Annotated in this window: 8 protein-coding genes, 1 tRNA gene and 1 pseudogene; 3 read left to right on the forward strand and 7 right to left on the reverse strand. The window is 67.1% G+C overall.

Annotation, left to right across the window (positions count from 1 at the left end; genetic code table 11):
* The first annotated feature begins 232 nt into the window (after positions 1–232).
* Together recJ and J2Z33_RS02490 are read left to right on the forward strand one after the other, a co-directional pair.
* Entirely contained in the window at positions 233–1,975 is a 1,743-nt protein-coding gene (gene recJ / locus J2Z33_RS02485; RefSeq protein WP_209837571.1) for a single-stranded-DNA-specific exonuclease RecJ, read from the forward strand.
* A 68-nt stretch (positions 1,976–2,043) separates the two neighbouring features.
* Positions 2,044–2,118: transfer RNA gene (locus J2Z33_RS02490), tRNA-Glu, on the forward strand.
* A 219-nt stretch (positions 2,119–2,337) separates the two neighbouring features.
* On the opposite strand, the gene J2Z33_RS02495 is transcribed toward J2Z33_RS02490, so the two are convergent.
* The 3 genes from J2Z33_RS02495 to J2Z33_RS02505 form a co-directional block, all read right to left on the reverse strand.
* Positions 2,338–3,483, reverse strand: a complete 1,146-nt coding sequence (locus J2Z33_RS02495) for a site-specific integrase (RefSeq protein WP_209837573.1) — start codon at positions 3,481–3,483, stop codon at positions 2,338–2,340.
* A gap of 1,036 nt (positions 3,484–4,519) precedes the next feature.
* On the reverse strand, positions 4,520–4,792 hold the full coding sequence (locus J2Z33_RS02500; RefSeq protein WP_209837575.1) for a hypothetical protein: 273 nt from the start codon (positions 4,790–4,792) through the stop codon (positions 4,520–4,522).
* A complete protein-coding gene (locus J2Z33_RS02505) occupies positions 4,789–6,408 on the reverse strand; it encodes a DNA-primase RepB domain-containing protein (protein WP_209837577.1) in 1,620 nt (539 codons plus the stop codon). The genes J2Z33_RS02500 and J2Z33_RS02505 overlap by 4 nt, the downstream gene beginning before the upstream one ends.
* Before the next feature lie 730 nt (positions 6,409–7,138).
* On the opposite strand from J2Z33_RS02505, the gene J2Z33_RS02510 reads away from it, so the two are divergent.
* Entirely contained in the window at positions 7,139–7,882 is a 744-nt protein-coding gene (locus J2Z33_RS02510) for a hypothetical protein (RefSeq protein ID WP_209837582.1), read from the forward strand.
* Between the two features lie 127 nt (positions 7,883–8,009).
* Here J2Z33_RS02510 and J2Z33_RS02515 read toward each other — a convergent pair.
* The 4 genes and pseudogenes from J2Z33_RS02515 to J2Z33_RS02530 all read right to left on the reverse strand — a co-directional run bounded on the left by J2Z33_RS02515 (position 8,010) and on the right by J2Z33_RS02530 (position 17,873).
* A pseudogene (locus tag J2Z33_RS02515) lies at positions 8,010–8,672 on the reverse strand (IS5 family transposase).
* A 184-nt stretch (positions 8,673–8,856) separates the two neighbouring features.
* On the reverse strand, positions 8,857–10,740 hold the full coding sequence (gene drmB, locus J2Z33_RS02520) for a DUF1998 domain-containing protein (RefSeq protein ID WP_209837584.1): 1,884 nt from the start codon (positions 10,738–10,740) through the stop codon (positions 8,857–8,859).
* Positions 10,737–14,279 carry a DISARM system helicase DrmA gene (drmA, locus tag J2Z33_RS02525; protein ID WP_209837586.1) on the reverse strand — a complete coding sequence of 1,181 codons (3,543 nt, stop codon included), beginning with the start codon at positions 14,277–14,279 and terminating at the stop codon, positions 10,737–10,739. The genes drmB and drmA overlap by 4 nt, the downstream gene beginning before the upstream one ends.
* A 9-nt stretch (positions 14,280–14,288) precedes the next feature.
* Positions 14,289–17,873, reverse strand: a complete 3,585-nt coding sequence (locus J2Z33_RS02530) for an Eco57I restriction-modification methylase domain-containing protein (RefSeq protein WP_209837588.1) — start codon at positions 17,871–17,873, stop codon at positions 14,289–14,291.
* Between the last annotated feature and the right edge of the window lie 426 nt (positions 17,874–18,299).

The following is an 18,299-nucleotide window of genomic DNA, read 5'->3' on the forward strand; positions in this document are numbered from 1 at the left end:
CCTTAATCACTGCTGGGCTAGAAGGATGGCGCGGTACAGGCGGGGACGCCGATGACCGCACCGAAGGAAGGCCGCTCCTGGCTTATCGCCGGGGGCGGCTGTTTTGCTTCCTTTGGTCCCAAATATCCCGGGGGGTGAGGCGCCTCGCGCCGAGGGGGGCAGGGCCCCCCTGCCCCGACGACCGCCCACGCGCCCCTTGCCATCGATGGCCCGCCCGCGCGACACGGGAAGGATGACCCCCTTCCTCGACGTCTCCGATTCGCTCACCGGCCGGCGCTGGGTCGGCCCCAGCCTGGAGGAGGACCGGCTGGCCGAGGCCATGGCGCGGGACGCCCGGCTCGACCGCGCGGTGGCGCTGACGCTGGTGCGGCGGGGCGTCGGCATCGGGCAGGCAGCGGGCTTCCTCGACCCCAAGCTGCGGGACCTGCTGCCCGACCCGCTGGGGCTGCGCGACATGGGGACGGCGGCGGACCGGCTCTTGCAGGCCGTGGAGCGGCGCGAGAGGATCGCCGTCTTCGCCGACTACGACGTGGACGGCGGCGCCTCGGCGGCGCTGCTGCTCACTTGGCTGCGCGGCTTCGGGCTCAAGGCCACGCTCTACATCCCCGACCGGATCGAGGAGGGCTACGGCCCCAACGAGCCCGCCATGGCCCGGCTCGCCGCCGGGCACGACCTCATCCTCTGCGTCGACTGCGGCACCCTCTCCCACGGGCCGATCGCGGCGGCGGCGGGGGCGGATGTCGTCGTGCTCGACCACCACCTCGGGGCCGAGACGCTGCCCGCCTGCGTCGCCGTGGTGAACCCCAACCGGCAGGACGAATCGGGCGACCTCGGGCATCTCTGCGCCGCGGGGGTGGTGTTCCTGCTGCTGGTGGAGGCGAACCGGCGGCTGAAGGCGCTGGGCCGGCCGGGGCCGGACCTCATGGCGATGCTCGACCTCGTGGCGCTGGCCACCGTGGCGGACGTGGCCCCCCTCACCGGCGTCAACCGGGCGCTGGTCCGCTCGGGCCTCCTCGTCATGGCGCGGCGCGAACGGCCGGGCCTTGCCGCGCTGCAGGACGTGGCCGGGGTCACGGCCGCGCCCTCGGCCTATCACCTGGGCTATGTGATCGGCCCCCGGATCAACGCCGGCGGGCGCGTGGGGCAGGCCGACCTCGGCGCGCGGCTCCTGGCGACCGACGACCCGCACGAGGCGCAGGCCCTGGCCGAAAGGCTCCACGCCCACAACGCCGAGCGGCGGGAGATCGAGGCGGGCGTGCAGGCCGCCGCGCTCGCGCAGGCCGAGGGGCGCGGCGACGGGCCGCTCGCCTGGGCGGCGGGCGACGGCTGGCACCCCGGCGTCGTCGGCATCGTCGCGGCGCGGCTCAAGGAGGCGACGCACCGCCCCGCCGTGGTGATCGCGCTCGACGGCGACATCGGCAAGGGCTCGGCGCGGTCGGTGCCCGGCGTGGACATCGGCGCGGCCATCCACCGCGTCGCCGCCGAGGGGCTGCTGCTGCGCGGCGGCGGGCACCGCATGGCCGCCGGCCTGACGGTAGAGCGGGCCAAGCTCCCCGCCGCGATGGAGCGGCTGGCCGAGCTGCTCGCGCGGCAGGGCGCGGGGGCGGGCGGGCCGCGCGACCTGCCGCTCGACGGCGTGCTGATGCCCAAGGCCGCGCAGCCGCCGCTCGTGGAGACCATCGAGCGCGCGGGCCCCTTCGGCGCCGCCGCCCCCTCGCCGCGATTCGCCTTTCCCGACCTTTCGGTGTCGATGCAGCGCGTCGTCGGCAACGGGCACCTCAAGCTCGCCCTCGCGGACGGGATGGGCGGGCGCATCGACGCCATCGCCTTCGGCGCGGCCGAGGGGCCGCTCGCCCGGCTCCTGCCCGGCGCGGGGCGCTTCCACGTCGCCGGGCGGCTGGAGATCAACACCTGGCAGGGCCGCAGCAGCGTCCAGCTCCAGCTCGAGGACGCCGCCCCCGCGATCCGGCGCTGACGCAACGGGAGGCCACGCGCCCCCTTGCCCCCGGCGCGCGCCTTGTCTAGGAAGCGCCCACCTGCCGCGGCCCGTTCGTCTATCGGTTAGGACACCAGGTTTTCAACCTGGGAAGAGGGGTTCGACTCCCCTACGGGCTGCCAACAATCTTGAAATTGCGAGTGTTTGCGGTGGGTTACCAGAGATGGTGCCCCACGTTCCGCCGGGTGTGGGACACAGCCCAATCGCAGACGCCCGAGCATTTACGTTGAGTCTTTGACGTCGAGCGGTCCAAACGCATCGCAATCCCGTGTACTCTGGGCCTTGGCCAATCGGTGTCCCACAATCTCGGCGATCTGTGGGACACCTCGGAATGATTGGCCTCAGACCAGCTCCGTCCGTCCCTCGACGCGCTCGAAGCCGGATTTTGTCAGTTTCTTACGGTTGACCTTGGCCGTGTAGATAGCCGCCGTCTTCGGGTCGCTGTGAGAGAGACGGGCCATGATCTCATACTCGGTGCCACCGGCTTCTGCGATCTGCTCGGCCACCCGCTTCCGGATACCGTGCTGCGAACGAGCGGCTTTCTTCACAGCCCACACGTTGCCCTCGCTCTTCACCTCAACGGTTTTCACAAGTCCGGCCTGGATCACCCAGTCCCGAATCTTGTTGCCCAGTGCTCCGGACGAGGCGAACGGCCGACCATACTCCGTCAACAGAAATGCCTCCGGGTGAGAGGGTCCGACGTTCAATTCCTGAGCCAGCTCGGTCATCACCGGCACTTCAACCGGCTTTGAACCCTTCTTCCTCGGCTGCCACGCCAAAGATGCGTGACCGTCCTTCAACTTGATCTGCTTCGGGCCGATGACGTGCGTGTCGCCAATCCGTCCTGCCATGTTCTTGGCGAGGTAGAACCACCGGCGGGCCATCGTTCCGGTGCCGTGATGACGCAGAAACTGCGCTTCATCTTCATCGGTCCAGGGCGTTGCGCCTCCCCGACCCTTATGCGGGCTGGCAAGCTCGAAAACAGCCGAGTCCTTCGGGAACCCACGTCCTTTCCCCCAGGTATAGGCGGCCTTCAGCGCCTTAAGGCAGGTTTCAGCCGCACCGGTCTGGGCTCCAAACGAGTCCAGGATGTAGTTGAAGGCCTCCTCAGGGAGGTTGGCCTTCAAGGATCCGATCCGAACACCCTTCTTCTCGACGTCGCAAGCCTGGCGCAAGCCACGCTCCCGCCCGGATTTCGTGAGCTCACTCATCTTGCCGGCTTCGATCATCGTGGTCATCGCCTCGACGTACTTTTCCCGAAGTTCATCGAGGGTCCCGCGCGAGGGCTTGTCGAGCTCCTTGAGGGTCACCTTCTTCCCGGCACGCGCCGCCTTATAGCAATCCTCGAAAAGCCGGTGACCTGGTCCCACAGGAATGGTGATCTTCTGTGTCTTGTCACCTTCCACGCGAACGCGCCAGCGAGGCGTCCCAATGTTCGACTTTTCCTTACAGAGGCCTGGGAAGACCATCTCCATCTTCATCTTCATTACAAATTCTCCCAAGTGCAGGGTTGCTTGTTATTTGCCTCAGAAAGCTCATCCGATGCCTGTGTAGCCCCTGCAGCGAGTTCGACGCGGAACGTGCCGTCAGCATTGACGTGCACCGCTCCGGGCGTAAGCCCGCGCGCAATGAGAGCGCCAACGACGTTCGACACGGATTTCAAAGATGGACGTGCAGCAGGCATTCGAGTGGTTCCTCTAGGTCCCGCAGGACTTCGGACCATCGCGCCCCGTCCCAAAATGCTGGGATGACAAATCTTCTTGCCGCTCTTTCTGAGGCAGCCCGGTGCAGATCCTGGTGACCATCTCGGTCTCGCCATGAGCATGCCCAAAGGCCTACAAAGGCTGTTGTGAAGCCAGTCGAGATCTTGGACTGCTCAGGTTCGCTCTGCCTGGCCGACGCCGCTCTGGGCTTCGTCTTGGGAGCCCGGAGCGAAAGTCAGCGCAGGCAGGCAGCGCTGTCCCCATTCGTTTGGCTGCCCACCTATGCTTGTCTCCTGCCAGAATTGGCTCCAGCGTCCTCCCAGCGATCGCATGCCATTTTTGGGCTCGGCGGCCGCGGGCGCCGGGGGTGGCCAAAGAAGGGGTGTGGCCTATCGGCCTTCGCCTTCGGCTGGGCTACGCCCCCCTGTTGCGGACACGCACCTGTCTCAAGGGTGCATGTCCCTGTGCCAGGGCCGATTGGTCGCTATCCAGGACAGGACCATGGGACGCCCCTTGAACGCCTTGCTGTTACGGTTGCTCAGGATCAGGGCTGAAAGCGCCGCAGCGCCGCCTTGTTCCACAGAAGAGCTTCCCTGCAGGCGTGCGCAGATGGCGGGGGTGCAGCGAGCAGGACGGCCTCAACGGCTGCGAGGTCGTGGTCGAGGTGGGTCGTAACAGGGTCTCCTGGCCCGGCATTCGCCAAAACGCCGTCAAGCAGGCCGGCAGGAGGTTGGGCGCAGGCGGACAGGCCGGCGCTCCCTGGCTGAGGTTTAGATCAGCCTTGGAAAGGATGGGCGACCCCGGGGCCGCCCACCTGCGATCAGGCCTTCTCGGCCGCGTCGGCCTGGTCCGCCTGATCGGGCAAGTCTTCCGAGGGTTCCTCAGGATCCCGCGACCAATCGAGGCGGATGGTGTGGTGAGGGCCCCGATTGAATCGCCAGCCCGCGACGAGGGCCTCCCGGATCGCCTCTTCGATCGACAGATACACGCCCACCCGGACCAGCTCCGCATAGTCGCGGGCAAGGCGCCCCGGGACGTCCAAGGTCACCTGCACCGGCGCCAGCCCGTCGTCTGCGTTCACCTCGACACTCATGGTGTCCTCCTCATGTCCGACGGCTCGGTGCCGCCAGAAACAAGGTTGGTCAGTTCGGGCGAGGACGAAGCGAGCAGACGCAAAATTCTTGCGGGGGCCGGCGGACGCCATGCTGGATCCCAGAAGATCTCACTTATGAGTGCGGCAGGCTCAATCTTCGAGGATCCCGGGAGGGGCCCGGTCTTCACCGGTGCGCTGCACGGAATGGACTGAGGCCCCGACCCATTGCCGAGGTTCACAGCTTCGGCGTCGGTCTCTAGAGGGGCTTCGCTAGCCTCCCGCAGCTGTGACTCTGCCTCGTTGAGGCCCGGCCCATCACCCCTGCCGACGTCTTCTGAGGCCTCAACGGCAAACTGCTGCCTGCGATACCATGTGGCTCGGGACACACGGGCGGCCTTCCACGGCTGCGTGCGCGATGTCGCATGCTCCTTGAGATACACTTCGCGCGAGACTGCCCCTTTCCCAGCGCGCCCCGTCTTCGCCCGGGCGGCCTTGCGCCTCGCACGCTCCGCCACTGAGAAGATCTGCTCCAGGTTCAGCTCGCGGGCGAGGTCGTCGCTAACACCGAGGATCTCTGCCAAACGCGCGCCGGAGTAATGGTAGCGGCCACCCTGCCCCGGCACTACGGAACGGGACTCCTCGGCCTTCTTCAACGCCGACATAATCAGCGCCCGAACCTCGCTGGGCGGGAGACCCGGTGTCGCGTCCCCTGCCACGGCCTCGATGCGCGGGCCGATCTCGCCTGCATCAGTCGTATGCGTGAGCGCCGTGGCAAAGATATGGAGCCAGGAGTTGCGCAAGCCCTCGGGCACCTGCCCGCCCCAGGCCTCGCGCAGGCGCTCGAGATCGCGCAGGACCTGCGCGAAGCGCGCCACCGCGGGCAGCCCCCTCGGGCGCGCGGGCGTCTGGGGATCCCGCGCCTTCTGGCGCCGATGTTCGAGTTCAGCGCGGGTCGGCCGACCGCTTGCGGCCCAGATCGCGTCGGCGAGGTCGTCGAACGGATGGCGTGCAAGCGTGCCAGAGAGCACGCGAACCGGCCGGTTGGCTTTCCTGTTCGTCGTTCCCGGCACCCGGAAGACCCTGGCGGCATCCGAGCAGGCCGGGTCCGCCCCGAAATCAAGATGGAGCTTGATGAGGGCCCTAAGGCAAGCCCGCCAACGGGGGGCCGCCGCAGGAGCCAGGTCCTCGAGGAGCCATAGCACGGCAAGGCCCCGTCCGGTGTCGATCACCACCGAGGGCTGTGGAATATTGAGCTTCATAAGCGAGAGCTCGAGGAGGCGCGCCATCTGTTCAGGGCCCCTGCCCTGCCACTGCGGCAGGCGAAAGAAGTCGAGATCGAGGTACAAGGCGTTGAGGGCCGCCAGGCGGCTCCGCCCTCGAGGTCCATAGTATCTGTTGAGCGAAACGTAAGCCGACTGATCGAGAACGACCTCGGACGCAAAGGGCAGAATATCGAGGCCGAGGGTCCGGGAGGTGGCCCGCTCGGCGTCGTGGATCATCACAAGCGTGGCCTTTCCCCAGCCGTCGACAGGATGGAGGAGCCGCATGTAATCAGCGGTCGAGAGGAGGCGCGCAACGGGCGTGGCGCTGACGAGATCAAGGCTGGCGTGCTGCATACCAGGGACTTGGTCCCAGGTCCCCTCGGACAAAAATGTACCGGGTCAGGAGCAGGCAAATAAGGGGAATGGACCCGATGCGTCCCGCATTGGCCGGAGCTTGAGTCCCCGGCTAACCTGACTGCAATGCGGCCCAAATGACCCATCCCGGCCAACCTCGACATGGCATTTATGAGCTTGGCACCCGCATCAGGGCCGACATGGCGCCACTTGGGTCCTTGTGCCGCGCGTCTCGACGGGGAGGCATGGGGTCCTCGATGGTGGTGGCGACTTGAGCATTGCCCGGGAACACAGCCTGACTGCTCGCTCCGCAGGCAAGAACGGTGAGGATCCCCTCCGCCTGTTCTACCACCTCCAGCCCGTCATGGGCGCTCTCAGCCTGCAAGGCGCCGTCGAATGGCAAGGTGGTCCTGTTCCGGGCATGGAGGAGATGACGCCCAGATCCCTGATCGAATTCTCTGACCTTTGACCTTACTTGCTGACTGACAAACCGACTTACCCGACCGACTGAATGACTTTCTGACTTGACCGACTGACTGACGTCCTTTCCGACCAACTCACTGACCGAGCGACCCGAGGGCTGATTCTGTAGGGACTGATCCTTCCTCCGGAACTCAAGAGGCTTACCGATCAGAGCAGTCAGTTGTGCCGGCGGAATTCTTGCGTTTGTTTTTTCGTCCCCTGGCAATCCGACCAATGTTCCTGTCATCCAGCAACAAGGAGACGGAACATGGCACAGGGGCGTACCCTCAATACACAGGAAGACATCATCGCGACGGGCCAAGCGCTCGAACGCGAGAAAGGCGTGGGCATGGTCACGGCTTGGGACGTTTTCAAGGCCCTGGGCTCGAAGGGGAAATACAGCCGCATCGAGGAGCTCTGGAACCAGCACCTCAGTTCACGGACCACCGCTCCGATCGCGGAAGCAGACGAACTCCCCGAGCAACTCGTCATTGGCATCGAGAGTGCGCTCGCGACGGCAGCCACGGGCATCCGCGCCCTCTGTGCGGCTGCGAACGCGCGTCAGACCGCGTCGCACGTCAGACAAGTCCAAAGCATGGACAGCCACCATGCCGACGTGGTCGCCGCATACAACATCAAGGTGGAAAGCCTCGAGAAGGCATTCGCCGCTCGGGGCGAGGAGCTGTCCCACCTCGCGCACCGTGAAGAGGAACTCATGGAGGAGTTGGAACGCGAACGTGTCCTGCGCCGGGCGGCCGAGGAGGCTGCGGCTCGCGCCACGAGGTTGCCCTGGTCTTTGCCGGTTGTCGGTGATCATGTGCCCCTGGTCTCGCCGCTCCGGACGATCCCAGTGGAGCTTGACGGTCGCCCGGCGCCGGATGCATCGCAGGCCCGGCGCAACACTGTTCGTCGAGCAAAGTCCGCTCCTACGGCAGAGGACACGGTCCCCTATATGCCAGGGATCGTGTCTGGTGCGGCTCCTGATCCGAACCAGCTCGATATGGGTCTCTGAGCCGGCCTTGAAGAAGCGGTCGTTGGCGCTGTTGAGTAACTTGGCTTGAGAGCGGAGTTGCCGATTTCCCCTTGGGTTTGTGCGACACGCACGATCTCGGCCCTGCACAGGCCTGAGCAGCGGTTCGTCAGTGCCATACGTGTGTGGATCTCGGCGGCTTGGCGGTCGGGGTCACGTGAGGCGGTGCGCTTGCCCCAGAGCTCTTGTGGCGGCTCATCTGGGCCTCGATCCGACTTCGGGCGTGGTACCCGGTCAGCCGCTTCCGAGACAGGCCCGGCCGAACTGGCGTATCGGCCGCAGGGTCTCGTTCCTGGCCCTTGCGGCGGGGCCGTCCTGTTGTCCTGCGACCGCCGTTCTTGCGGATCGGGATGACGGCTGTGCCGCCGCGCCCAGCTAAGGCGTCGTGCCACATGCGGACGTCGTAAGCTCCATCCGCTGTGACGGTGACGATCGGCTGGTCGGCCGGAATCTGCGCCAGCAGGCCAGGTCGCACCGGGCTGTCGCCTGTCTAGTTGGAGGTGAACTCCACCCCAAAGATGTCCCCAGTGACCGTGTCCATGGCCAGATGCACCTTGCGCCATTGCCGCCGCCGCCCAGGACCGTGCTTGCGCACCTGCCACTCGCTGTCACCGCGCATCTTCAAACTCGTGCTGTCGACTCGCAGGGTGATGGGAGCACCCGACCGGCGGAAGGGGATCTGGATGGTGACGGTCCTTTGCCGTCGGCACAACGTCAAGAAGTTCGGCACAGGCCAGTCCAGCCCCGTCAGTCTCAGCAATCTCGCCACCATTCCAGTCGTCTGCCGCAAGGCCAGACTAGCAAAGAGTCACGAAGACGAAGCGCCCAGTTGTAGTCAGGCTGGTTCGTGGTGCGGCAGCGGGCGGAAGATGACATGCTCATGCACGCGCAGATCGGTGCCCGTGCCCCCACTGGAGCACCCGCCACAAGGATGCGCAACAACCCCCAGTCAACGCTCACGGAAGCCCAGGATCATACCCGAGGCCGACTTCGAAAAGCGGCACAACGGTGTCGGACCCAATGAGAAGGGCACGGTCCAGCCGGCCGTTCCGCGCTTCACAGCTCGTTTCTGGCACAAGAAGGCAGGCGTGGCAGGCCGCGCCGTGGAGGTGGCGATCATCGTGCTGATCGTCAGGCCGATGCTCCACACAGACTGGGTCATTGGAGCATGTCGTGAGACCATCGAGAGCGTGGGCCAGGAGTTTCGGCACCTGCGAGGCCATGTCGCTCAGGCCTCCGAGGGTTCCCTGCCCCCCTGAGGTCGCCGTGTAGATGAGCAGACCGTAGCGCGGGACACCGTCAGGCTTGCTCGCGTAAATGCGCTCCTTCAGGGAAGAGAGTGGGTATCCGCATTCCAGGGACAACTCGATCATCAGCGCATGGCTGAGGCTGTGGAGCGCCCAATAGACGACACCGAGATGTTCAGGATGCTGGACGCCTCGCCGACGTGCTTCGAGCTCCTCCCCTCGTCGCAGTCGCCGCGCATGATCCAGGACCTCCGGTTGCGAGGCCCAAGCCGCGATGGCTTCGGGATCAAGATGCAGAAAGATGCCCTCGCCGAGCTGTTCGACCGCCGGGAACCACGCGGTCCCAGCGCCGACCGGCGCGCCTTCCACAGCAAGGTGAATCTCGTCGAGCTCGCTCTCCGTGGCCGACGGCGCTGCCTCAAGGCGGGTAAAACCGTAGATGCAGGCCACCTCCCTGAGCCGGTCGACCCGGACGAGGCCCGCCAAGAGGCCCTTGATCCGTGAAGGGATGACGAGGGTGTCGAGATCCAGTCGTCGCCCCAGAAGGCGTGAGTTCGCTCCTTCCCGACCAATCGTTGCCGTCCGTGCAGACAGCCGATCGAACTCCTCGATACGTGGATCGGGATGCTGTCCAGATCCGCCCCCCCCACGGGTCGCCAGGGCTTCCAAAATCTCTTCGTCGGTGAACGCCGCGAAGGCAGGTGCGGTTTGTGGAAGGGCCCTGAGCATCGCAGGGAAGCCCGGGAAGGCGCGGATTGCCTCGACAGTGGACCAGTGATCCTCCAGGGCCGCAGCAGCGGCCGCGCTCTCGACCGGCATCGAGATCACCGACACGACCTGCGGGAAGTACGCATTCGTTGCCGATCGCGCGAGGAGATGCAGATCCTGATCGCATCCTTCCTCTGGCCGGTCCCATCGATTCATCCAGGGGCTCGAGCCGTCGCATCGGCCAAGGCGGCCGGGGACATGAAGATTGGCGAGCGACACCGACTTTCCGCAATCGCAGCGAACCGTCACATCCGTCGGGTCCGAGCTGACGCCACGCTCAACCCATCGCAGCGGCCGTCGGCAGGTGTCGCCAGCCTCATGAACCATCCTCCGCCAGTCGATGTCCCGCAGATGACCCTTTGGGCAGGCGGCGACGAAGCGGATCGGGCTGACCCTGACTTCGGTGCCATCGACATTGCCTCGGAGCGACTCGTCCGATTTGACCGTCAGGTTCCTGAACTCCGTCATGAGGCGCCGCGTCTCGCCGCCCGTGGGAGCTTCGCCCTTTGCCGGGTCGCAGACGAACCACTCCGGGAAGATCCGGACAGGCACGTGAGGCCGATTGAAGTCCTTCCGGTCGGGATCGTGCAACGGCGGGGTTCGTAGGGAGGGCACCGTGCCTTCCGGAAGCCGGACATCATCGAGCTGTTCCATCAGGAGGCGGCTCAGGCGTGGCTCCTCGATCAGCCGTGACACGCCCTCGGAGCCGAGCCGCCAATCCTGCACGCCCGCCACGATCACCCCCTGCTCAGGCAGATCCATCATCGCGCCCGGCCCGTAGGTGTACAGGAACTGGCTGAATCCTTGAGTAACGTCGCTTGTCATGGGCTCGTCTTCATGGGACTTCCGTCAGGGCGCCTGAGCATCAGGAGCGCCGCGGGCTCGGTTTCACGCATGGATCGGCCGGCCGCGAACCACGCACGTCGGCCATCGAGATCCGTGGGCAGAGGCTTCAGGGGTTCCTGAAGGAGGCGCTGGGGTTCAGCGCCTTTGTCGTACCGGAACTCGCCACCGCCGTTTGTTTGCTCGTCTGCGATGTCGGCCCAGGCGGCTCGTAGATCGTCGAGCCGGGACAAGACGCCCGCGCGCTCATCGGGTGGCAAGTTGGACAGCATCATCTTCGCGGTCACCTCCTCGCGCACGATCCGAACGATCTCATCGCGCGAGGCTGCCCGTTCGGCAGCCTCGGAGGGCGTGAGCGCCGGGTCGAGGTGGCGGACGGCGGCGACCAGCATGGCCGCGAGCGCACGGTCGAGCGCGCGCGAGGCGAACGGCGTCACGCTAGTGGCCTCCACCGCGCGATAGAAGCTCATATGGAAGGCGCGGAACTGCTCGTGATGGGTTCGGTCCCGAGGCTTGTGGAGATTGAGCAGCGTCACCACCAGCCCCGGCTTTCCCCGCGACCGGCCGACCCGGGAGGTCGCCTGAATGTACTCCGCAGCCGTCTTGGGCTGCCCCTGCACCACCATGAGGCCGAGCCGCGGGATGTCGAGGCCCACGGAAATCATGTTGGTCGCGAGCGCCACATGGGCCGAGCCCTTGTCGATGGCCGGCAGCCCTAGGGCCTTGCGCGCCTTGGCGACCTTGTCGGTGGCTACCCGCGACGTGAGTTCGATCGTCTCGTGCAGGGACCGGTTCACGAAGGGCACGCCCACCGGCGATTCGCGGACACGGTCCACGCCGTAGTGGGAGAGGTTCCTGCGAACCTCGTCGTCGACGATCCGCCGAGCGCCGCCGAGTTCGCGGAGCGCGTTGAAGTAGCAGAGCGCCGTCAGGTAAGGGTCCGCGGGATCGTCCTTGGTCCCTGAGGAAAGCGCCGCCGCCCCCGCGAGAAGCGTCTGGAGCGTCCGCAGGAACACCCGCTTCGGCCCCTGCCCCGGCGCCCCAGCGCCGAGGTAGAGTCGTCCCGGGGCACCGCGATCCGTTTCCGCGAAGAAGCTGTCGTGGCGGCTAGGGCCCGGCGGAGGGAAGATGCGCGTCTCCCCCCTGCCGAACAGGGCCCTGATTTGCTTGTCAGCGCGTCGCACCGTTGCCGTCGAGGCCACGATCTTCGGGCCGCGCCGGACGCCGTTCACCATTCTTGAAGCCAGCAGGTCGAAAGCCGTCTCGTAGAGCCCGGCTACGGTCCCGAGCGGCCCCGAGATCAGGTGAAGCTCGTCCTGGATCACGAGGTCGATGGCCGGCAGTTCCTGCGGAAGCTTCCGGCCTTCGCGCGGCTCGGCGGCGCCGTAGAACCCGGCGCCATCATGGCGGTCGACATGGCCGAAGAACGCACCTGATCTCCCCTCCCAAGGCACGTTGGCGAATTTATCCACCGTGGCGATCATGAAGGCGGGAAGTCGGCGATAGATCTCCTCGTCCACAGAGACGATCGGCAGCCGCTCGGCAAATTCGCAGGTCGGGTTCGAGCAGTTCACGATCAGCTGGGCGGGCTTCATCATGTTGGGCCGGGCGGTGAAGCAGTCCGGCCCGATCTCGTGACCGCACCAGGGGCAGGCCTTGAGCGGCAGGGGCGTGGGTCCGCCCTGCTTCTTCATGCGTTTCAGCCACCCCACGAGCGTCCGGTCGCCGTCGTCCTTGTTCGACCCCATCCGGTTCGGTGTCACCGCGCCGCCGACCCAGAGCCCGATCTCGATCGGCCAGTTCCCTAGACGCTTGCTCTCCACCCGCTCGAGCTCGAGCGCGCAGACGAGGCCCGCCGCCCGCGAGAGCTGGTCGAGCGTGAGGAGGCGCAGCGTGTAGCGCATCACGACGCTCAGCCCCGCCCCGGTCAGGCCTGGGTTCGCGAGCCGCCGGCGCGCGATGGCGAAGGCCGCGAGGCCGAGGTAGGCCTCCGTCTTGCCGCCGCCCGTCGGGAAGAACAGCAGGTCCACGACCGGCCGATCCTCGCTCTCGCGGTCGGCGAGGCCGTCGAGGTTGAGGAGGATGAAGGCGATCTGGAACAGGCGCCACTTCGGCGGCCCGAGTTCATCCGGCGCGACCTTCCGCTCCACGGCCTCACGCTGCCGATTCGACCGGGCGATGGCGCGATTCATGATCGCGAAGGCTTCGCGAGACATGGGATCGCCCGACAGGCGCCTGAGGCCCTTCTCGATCCGCGCGCGCGCCTCGCCGATCTCCTTCAGGCAGCGCTCCGCCACCTCGCGCCGGCGCGGGGCCAGGGTGCCCACGGTCGCCGCCTGGGCGGCCGCCCACTCGCCGTAGAGCCGCGGCAGCGCGTCCAGCAGAGCCCGCAGGGCCTCGGGTCCCTTCTCCGCCGCGGCCGCCAGCTCCTCCATCCGCAGCTCCACCCCCTCGCGGGACAGGTCGGCGGTGACGCCCTTGACCTCCTCACAGGGCAGCGGCTCGGTCCAGACGCGACGGATGCGCCCCTCGCGCGGCTCCTCCCAGTCGGCCGACATGTTGTGGCCGGCCGCGAAGGTGCAGGCCTCGCCGTAATGGAGGTCGGCCAGCCGCTCGTCGGGATCCTCAGAGTGATAGGTAGAGAGGTCGTCGCGTGGAGCGAACCCCTCCTCGCAGGAAAGCTCCAGCCGCGCCTGGAACGCCGTGGCGATGTCCGCATACCGGCGCACGACGCGGGCGCGGCGGTTGACCAGGAACACGCTCACCGCCCGAGTCCGGCGGACGGTCCCGTCGGGCAGCACGGTCTCGCGCACCGGACGCACCCGCAGCGCGAGCTCCAGCCCGTCCGCGAAGGCCATCCGCCCTGGCGTCCGGCTCCCCGGCACCACCACATCCCGCGCGCCCTCGATCAGGTCCAGGGGGACCCTCTCCTCGCGAGGGATGCGCCGCCACGTGAGATCCGAAGCGTAGGGCTTTCGCACGGGCTTCCCGTCCTCGCCCAGCAGGGGCGCCCCGCCTTCCGGAGGTGCGGCCTCGGGCAGGACTAGCGCGGCCTCGAGCGGCGGCTCGGGCTGGTAGTCGCCCCAGGTGATGCGGGCTTCGATCCTCGACGCTCCCTCAGGCACGAGCACGGTGAGGCCGACCGAGGACGGAAGGAAGCTCCGCTTCTTCGCCGGCCCGCCCTCCGCCGCCCCCTCGTCGTCGCGCACGGGCTGGTCGCCCAGCGTCTCCTCGCCGCGCAGGTCGTCCACGGCGGCCTCGGCCTGATCCTCCGGCGAGGGCGGCGGGGCCATGGGCGCGTCGATGGAGGGCGCGATCATCCCGGCGAGGTAGAAGGTCGAGGGCGGGACCTTTCCCAGCACCTCGCGCGCGAGGTCGGGGTCGAGGTCCGGATGCGGGCCGATCAAGTCGCGCCGGAGCATCTCCACAAGGCGCTCCCGGACTTCCACAGGCGATGCGGGCTTGGGCAGGGCCGACAGGCGGTCGACGGGCTTGGGCAGTTCGGCGTGATCGTCAGGCATTCGTACCCCTTACTCCGCCGCAGCTTGGCTGAGGCGCCTCGCCCGCTCAAGGGGGCTCTCGGCACCCTTGGCCGCCATCTCCTCGGCGTGGCGTTCGGCGTTGAGAGCGAGGAGGCGCTTCAGAACCTCGTCGCGGATCTCCTGCGGCCAGTGGAGGCGACCCTGGTAGGTGTGCTCGTCCTCGGGCTCGCCGTGCTGGCCGCCCCTACCGTTCTCGCCCTCGGGCTTCTCGAGGAACACGGGGCGGACGGCCTCTGCGAGGTCGTCCCAGCCGTAGGCAAGCAGCACCGCCCGGTCCATGGCGTCGTGGAGGTCGCGGAGCCGCACGATCCCCTCGTCCGTCCGCTCAGGGTCGTGGAAGCGGTTGTAGGTCTTGGTCATGCCGAGGTCCGTCGCGACCATGAGCGCCGCGCGGTGATGATGGTAGGCCTGCCCGGCAGCCTCGAGTGCCGGGTCGATCTCGTAGCCCAGCGGGAAGGGAAAGGTTTCGAAGCAGTCGGAGGGGGCGTAGCGGAGATCGTCCTTCATGGAGGAGGAGAAGAACCGCGCCCAGATCTCGTGGATGCGAGATTGGAGAACGGCGAAGGGAGCGAAATCCGAGAAAAGGAATACTTTCAAGGCATGCGAGAAAGTGTACTTACTGGACATCCTCGCCATTGCGAGATGCGGCGTGACACTGGAAATGCAAAGAACCCAGTCGACTTGCTTCAAACCATGCATGAGACCAAAGGGAATTCGGCCGTACTTCCACCAGTTATGCTTACGATAACGGCCATCGGGATCGTCACCGAGTACGTCTCTCTGAGGCTTGACTCGCCGCCGAACTATCTCAACCAGATCACCCCAGTCCTCCGCCACTGGACCGGGATAATCGCTGGGTACCATTCCCCCACGCGACAGTTCAGATCTCACGGCTTCACTGATAGAAAGCCAGGAAGGCAGGTCCGACGAGCGTCGCAGGGGATAATCTTCAAAATTGATCACGTAACGATCGTGAGCTTGAGTTGGTGAGCTATTTAGTTCCTCACCGCCAATATAGGGCATGATGCAATCAGCATTCCGCGAATTTGCGGCTACAAGTCGGTGCATCTCCTCCAAAGACTCCGACACCCCCTTTGCGGCAGCGTCGTCGTCGAAAGTGAAGCCGCTCCCATATATCTTTGCGCCCTCATATGAAAGATTGGCATTCTGGGAGATCGCGTACGGAGCCGCATCGAACTCCCCTGGTACCAGATAAGCAGAGATGCGCCCGACCTGCCTGCCATCGAGCACTGGGCTCCGCGCCTTGCCTTTGACCAAGTGAACGACCGACACGACCACGGCGGCCGCGCCCGGCCACCTAAGCCGCTTCTGCGCCCGCAGGATCGCGCCTCCCTGCCCCAGGATGGCCCGAAGCCCCGTGTCGCGCGTGTCCCCCTGTCCGATGGTGTTCGTGGCGATGAGCCCAAAGGCTCCTCCCGTCCGCAGGAGCCCGAAGGCCCGCCGGAAGAAATGCGCCACGAGGTCGGCGTTGCCATGCGCGCCCTCGTGCAGGAGCTGGAGCCAGGGGATGTAGAGCGGCCCCGACCCGTCCGAGATCGTGTTCTTGCCCGCGAAGGGCGGGTTGCCCACCATGGCGTCGAAGCCGCCCTGCTCGAAGACCTCCGGGAACTCGATCTCCCAATGGAAGGGCGTGATCCCCTGCGCCCGCGCCTGCGCCGCGCGGGCGTGGGACAGGTCGAAGCCGTGGAGCCCGTCGCGGCTCTTGCTGTCGAACTCGCCCTGGAACGCCTTCATGGCGGCGAGGCGGGCCTTGGGCTTCTCGGCCGTGAAGAAGGTGGCGACGATGGCATCCGCCGTCGCGCGGATGTCGGCCAGCCGGCTCTCCGCCGTGCGGAGGAGGCCCGACAGTTCCACCTCGGAGGCGTCGTGCGGCGCGCGTCGGACCAGCGACCGCGCCTCGCGCCAGCCCTGAAGCCGCTCCTGCACCGCCCCCCGCAGGAACAGCGCCGCGTCGCGGTTGTCGTGGGTCCAGGACCCCTGCGCGATCTGCTCGGCCGTGAGCCCCACGAGGCTGTCCCCCGCCTTGATGGCGTGGTCAAGGAAGGTGAACTCGTGCTCCGCCGCCAGCGTGGCGAGCCAGAGCGAGAGCTTGGCAAGGTCTGCCGCCATGGGGTTGCGGTCCACGCCATAGAGGCAGCGCTGCGCCACGAGGCGGCGGGCGTGGGTGGCCTCGTCCTCGTCGGGCGGGATCGCGGGCTTGAGGTAGTCGTGCTTGCCCCAGGCCCTTTCGAGCCGCTCCCCGATCTGCCGGCAGGCCTCCACAAGGAAGGCCCCTGACCCGCAGGCCGGATCGCAGACCTTGAGGTCGAGCACATCATCAGGCCGCGCGTCATCGCCCAGCCGCTCGAAGGCGGGTGCGAGGGCATGCGCCACGATGGGCGCGGTGAGGGAGCGGGGCGTGTAGTGGCTCCCCGAACGCCGGCGTTCCGCGGTCGGCTGGAGGATTGGGTGCCCTGGCGGGATGGGTGACCTCTCAGGTGAGCCGCGGGGATCCGCGACAGCGCCGAGGGCGGCCAGGAGGTCCGCCTCGGTCGTGGCCTTGAGTGCGGCCTCCCAGGCCTTGCCCTTGGCATCGACGCCCTGCTCCTTGAGCCATTTCTGGCGCGCGGCAGGCTTGAGTCGAAGAAGCGTGTCGACGCCAATGAAGGTCGGCAGGCGCTTCTCGTCCCGAACGCATATCATGCGCTCGGGCGCGGCCTCGGCGGTGAAGCCCATGACAGTCTCGTAGACCGACCCAATCTGCTCCACGTCGAGCGCGCGATAGGAGACCCGCTCCCGCGCCCCGTCGGCCGTTCGGGCAGGCAGCGTCATCAGCCCGCGCAGGATGCGATGGACGCAGCCGTCGGAGACGCGGAGGACCGCCTCCGACCCGCCGGGCACGCCGCCCTCAAGGAACGGGAATACCTTAGGGTCGAAGAGCTTGCCGCCTCGCCCTTTGATCCAGTGCGGATGCCCCTCGTGGACGAGACGGAACACCGACAGGATCTGCCCCCAGCCGCCATAGCGGTCGTCCATGGTGTCGGGGTTCGTGGCTTGGTCATCCTCAAGCCGCGCGAAGAGTGTGGCGACCGAATAGCCCGACTGCCAGAGATTCCGCGCCCGGGGCTCGCGCGAGGTGGGCAGGAGATCCCGGTCCTCCGCGTAGAGGAGGAAGACAAGGCGCATGAGGGCCGTGAGCAGCCCCTCGTAGAGATGCTGCGGCCGTTTCCGGGCCAGGGCCCCGATGGCGTCGGGGTCGGCGCGGTGAAGCCCGCGAAGGAGCTCGTGCAGCGCGCCCAGGACCTGCTCCGAGAGCTTCTCGGAGACGTCGTTCTGCGACTCGCGGGAGGCCTTCATAAGGGGCTGGAGCCGGTTCTCCGGCGGGCCTGTGAAGAGCCGCTGGTTTCCCAAGGCGACCTTCAGGCCGCTGAGCAGCGCCCGCCCCTCGGTCCGCGCCAGCGCCGCGAGCGGCCAGGTCATCCATCCCGCCGTCTCGCCTCGCGGCGCGTAGATCAGCCGAAGCGCGTTGCGGGCCACGAGCACGCCAGCCTCGACGCCGGTCTCGCGGACCATGCGCTCGAGCCGTTGATGGGGTGATGCCGGCCACCCCTCCTCCTGTCCTCGCTCGTCCGCATCGAGGTCCGGCCGGATCAGGACGAGGAGCTGCGCGGGAGGCAGGCCTTCGGTCGGGCGTGGCCAGAGCACTGCCCAGTCGGGGAACACATGCGTCTCGTACTCGGGGACCGCGACGGCCAGCCCTCCAGGTAACTCCGGCCCCCCCGGCGCGCCGGCCACGAATCCAGCCGGCCATCTCAGGACTCCGCCAAAGAAGGACCAGGGATCGCGAAGCGCGAATTGAGCATCGTCGGATCGCCGATCCTCCCGCGGGTCGAGCCCGAGCGCTTCGGCGGTCTCCTCCGAGTCCGCCGCACGCTGCCGATCGGGCTCGAGGCCCCGTTCCCGAAGCACGTTGGCCCCAAGCACCAGTCCTTGCGGCCT

Source organism: Rubellimicrobium aerolatum, assembly GCF_017872975.1.
Classification (GTDB): Bacteria; Pseudomonadota; Alphaproteobacteria; order Rhodobacterales; family Rhodobacteraceae; genus Rubellimicrobium; species Rubellimicrobium aerolatum.

Excerpts from the sequence above, each read along its gene's own strand:
- drmA (WP_209837586.1), bottom strand. The coding sequence starts at position 14,279 with ATGCCTGACGATCACGCCGAACTGCCCAAGCCCGTCGACCGCCTGTCG.
- recJ (WP_209837571.1), top strand. The coding sequence starts at position 233 with ATGACCCCCTTCCTCGACGTCTCCGATTCGCTCACCGGCCGGCGCTGG.
- drmB (WP_209837584.1), bottom strand. The coding sequence starts at position 10,740 with ATGACAAGCGACGTTACTCAAGGATTCAGCCAGTTCCTGTACACCTAC.
- J2Z33_RS02505 (WP_209837577.1), bottom strand. The coding sequence starts at position 6,408 with ATGCAGCACGCCAGCCTTGATCTCGTCAGCGCCACGCCCGTTGCGCGC.
- J2Z33_RS02510 (WP_209837582.1), top strand. The coding sequence starts at position 7,139 with ATGGCACAGGGGCGTACCCTCAATACACAGGAAGACATCATCGCGACG.
- J2Z33_RS02530 (WP_209837588.1), bottom strand. The coding sequence starts at position 17,873 with ATGGTCCGCGAGACCGGCGTCGAGGCTGGCGTGCTCGTGGCCCGCAAC.
- J2Z33_RS02500 (WP_209837575.1), bottom strand. The coding sequence starts at position 4,792 with ATGAGTGTCGAGGTGAACGCAGACGACGGGCTGGCGCCGGTGCAGGTG.
- J2Z33_RS02495 (WP_209837573.1), bottom strand. The coding sequence starts at position 3,483 with ATGAAGATGAAGATGGAGATGGTCTTCCCAGGCCTCTGTAAGGAAAAG.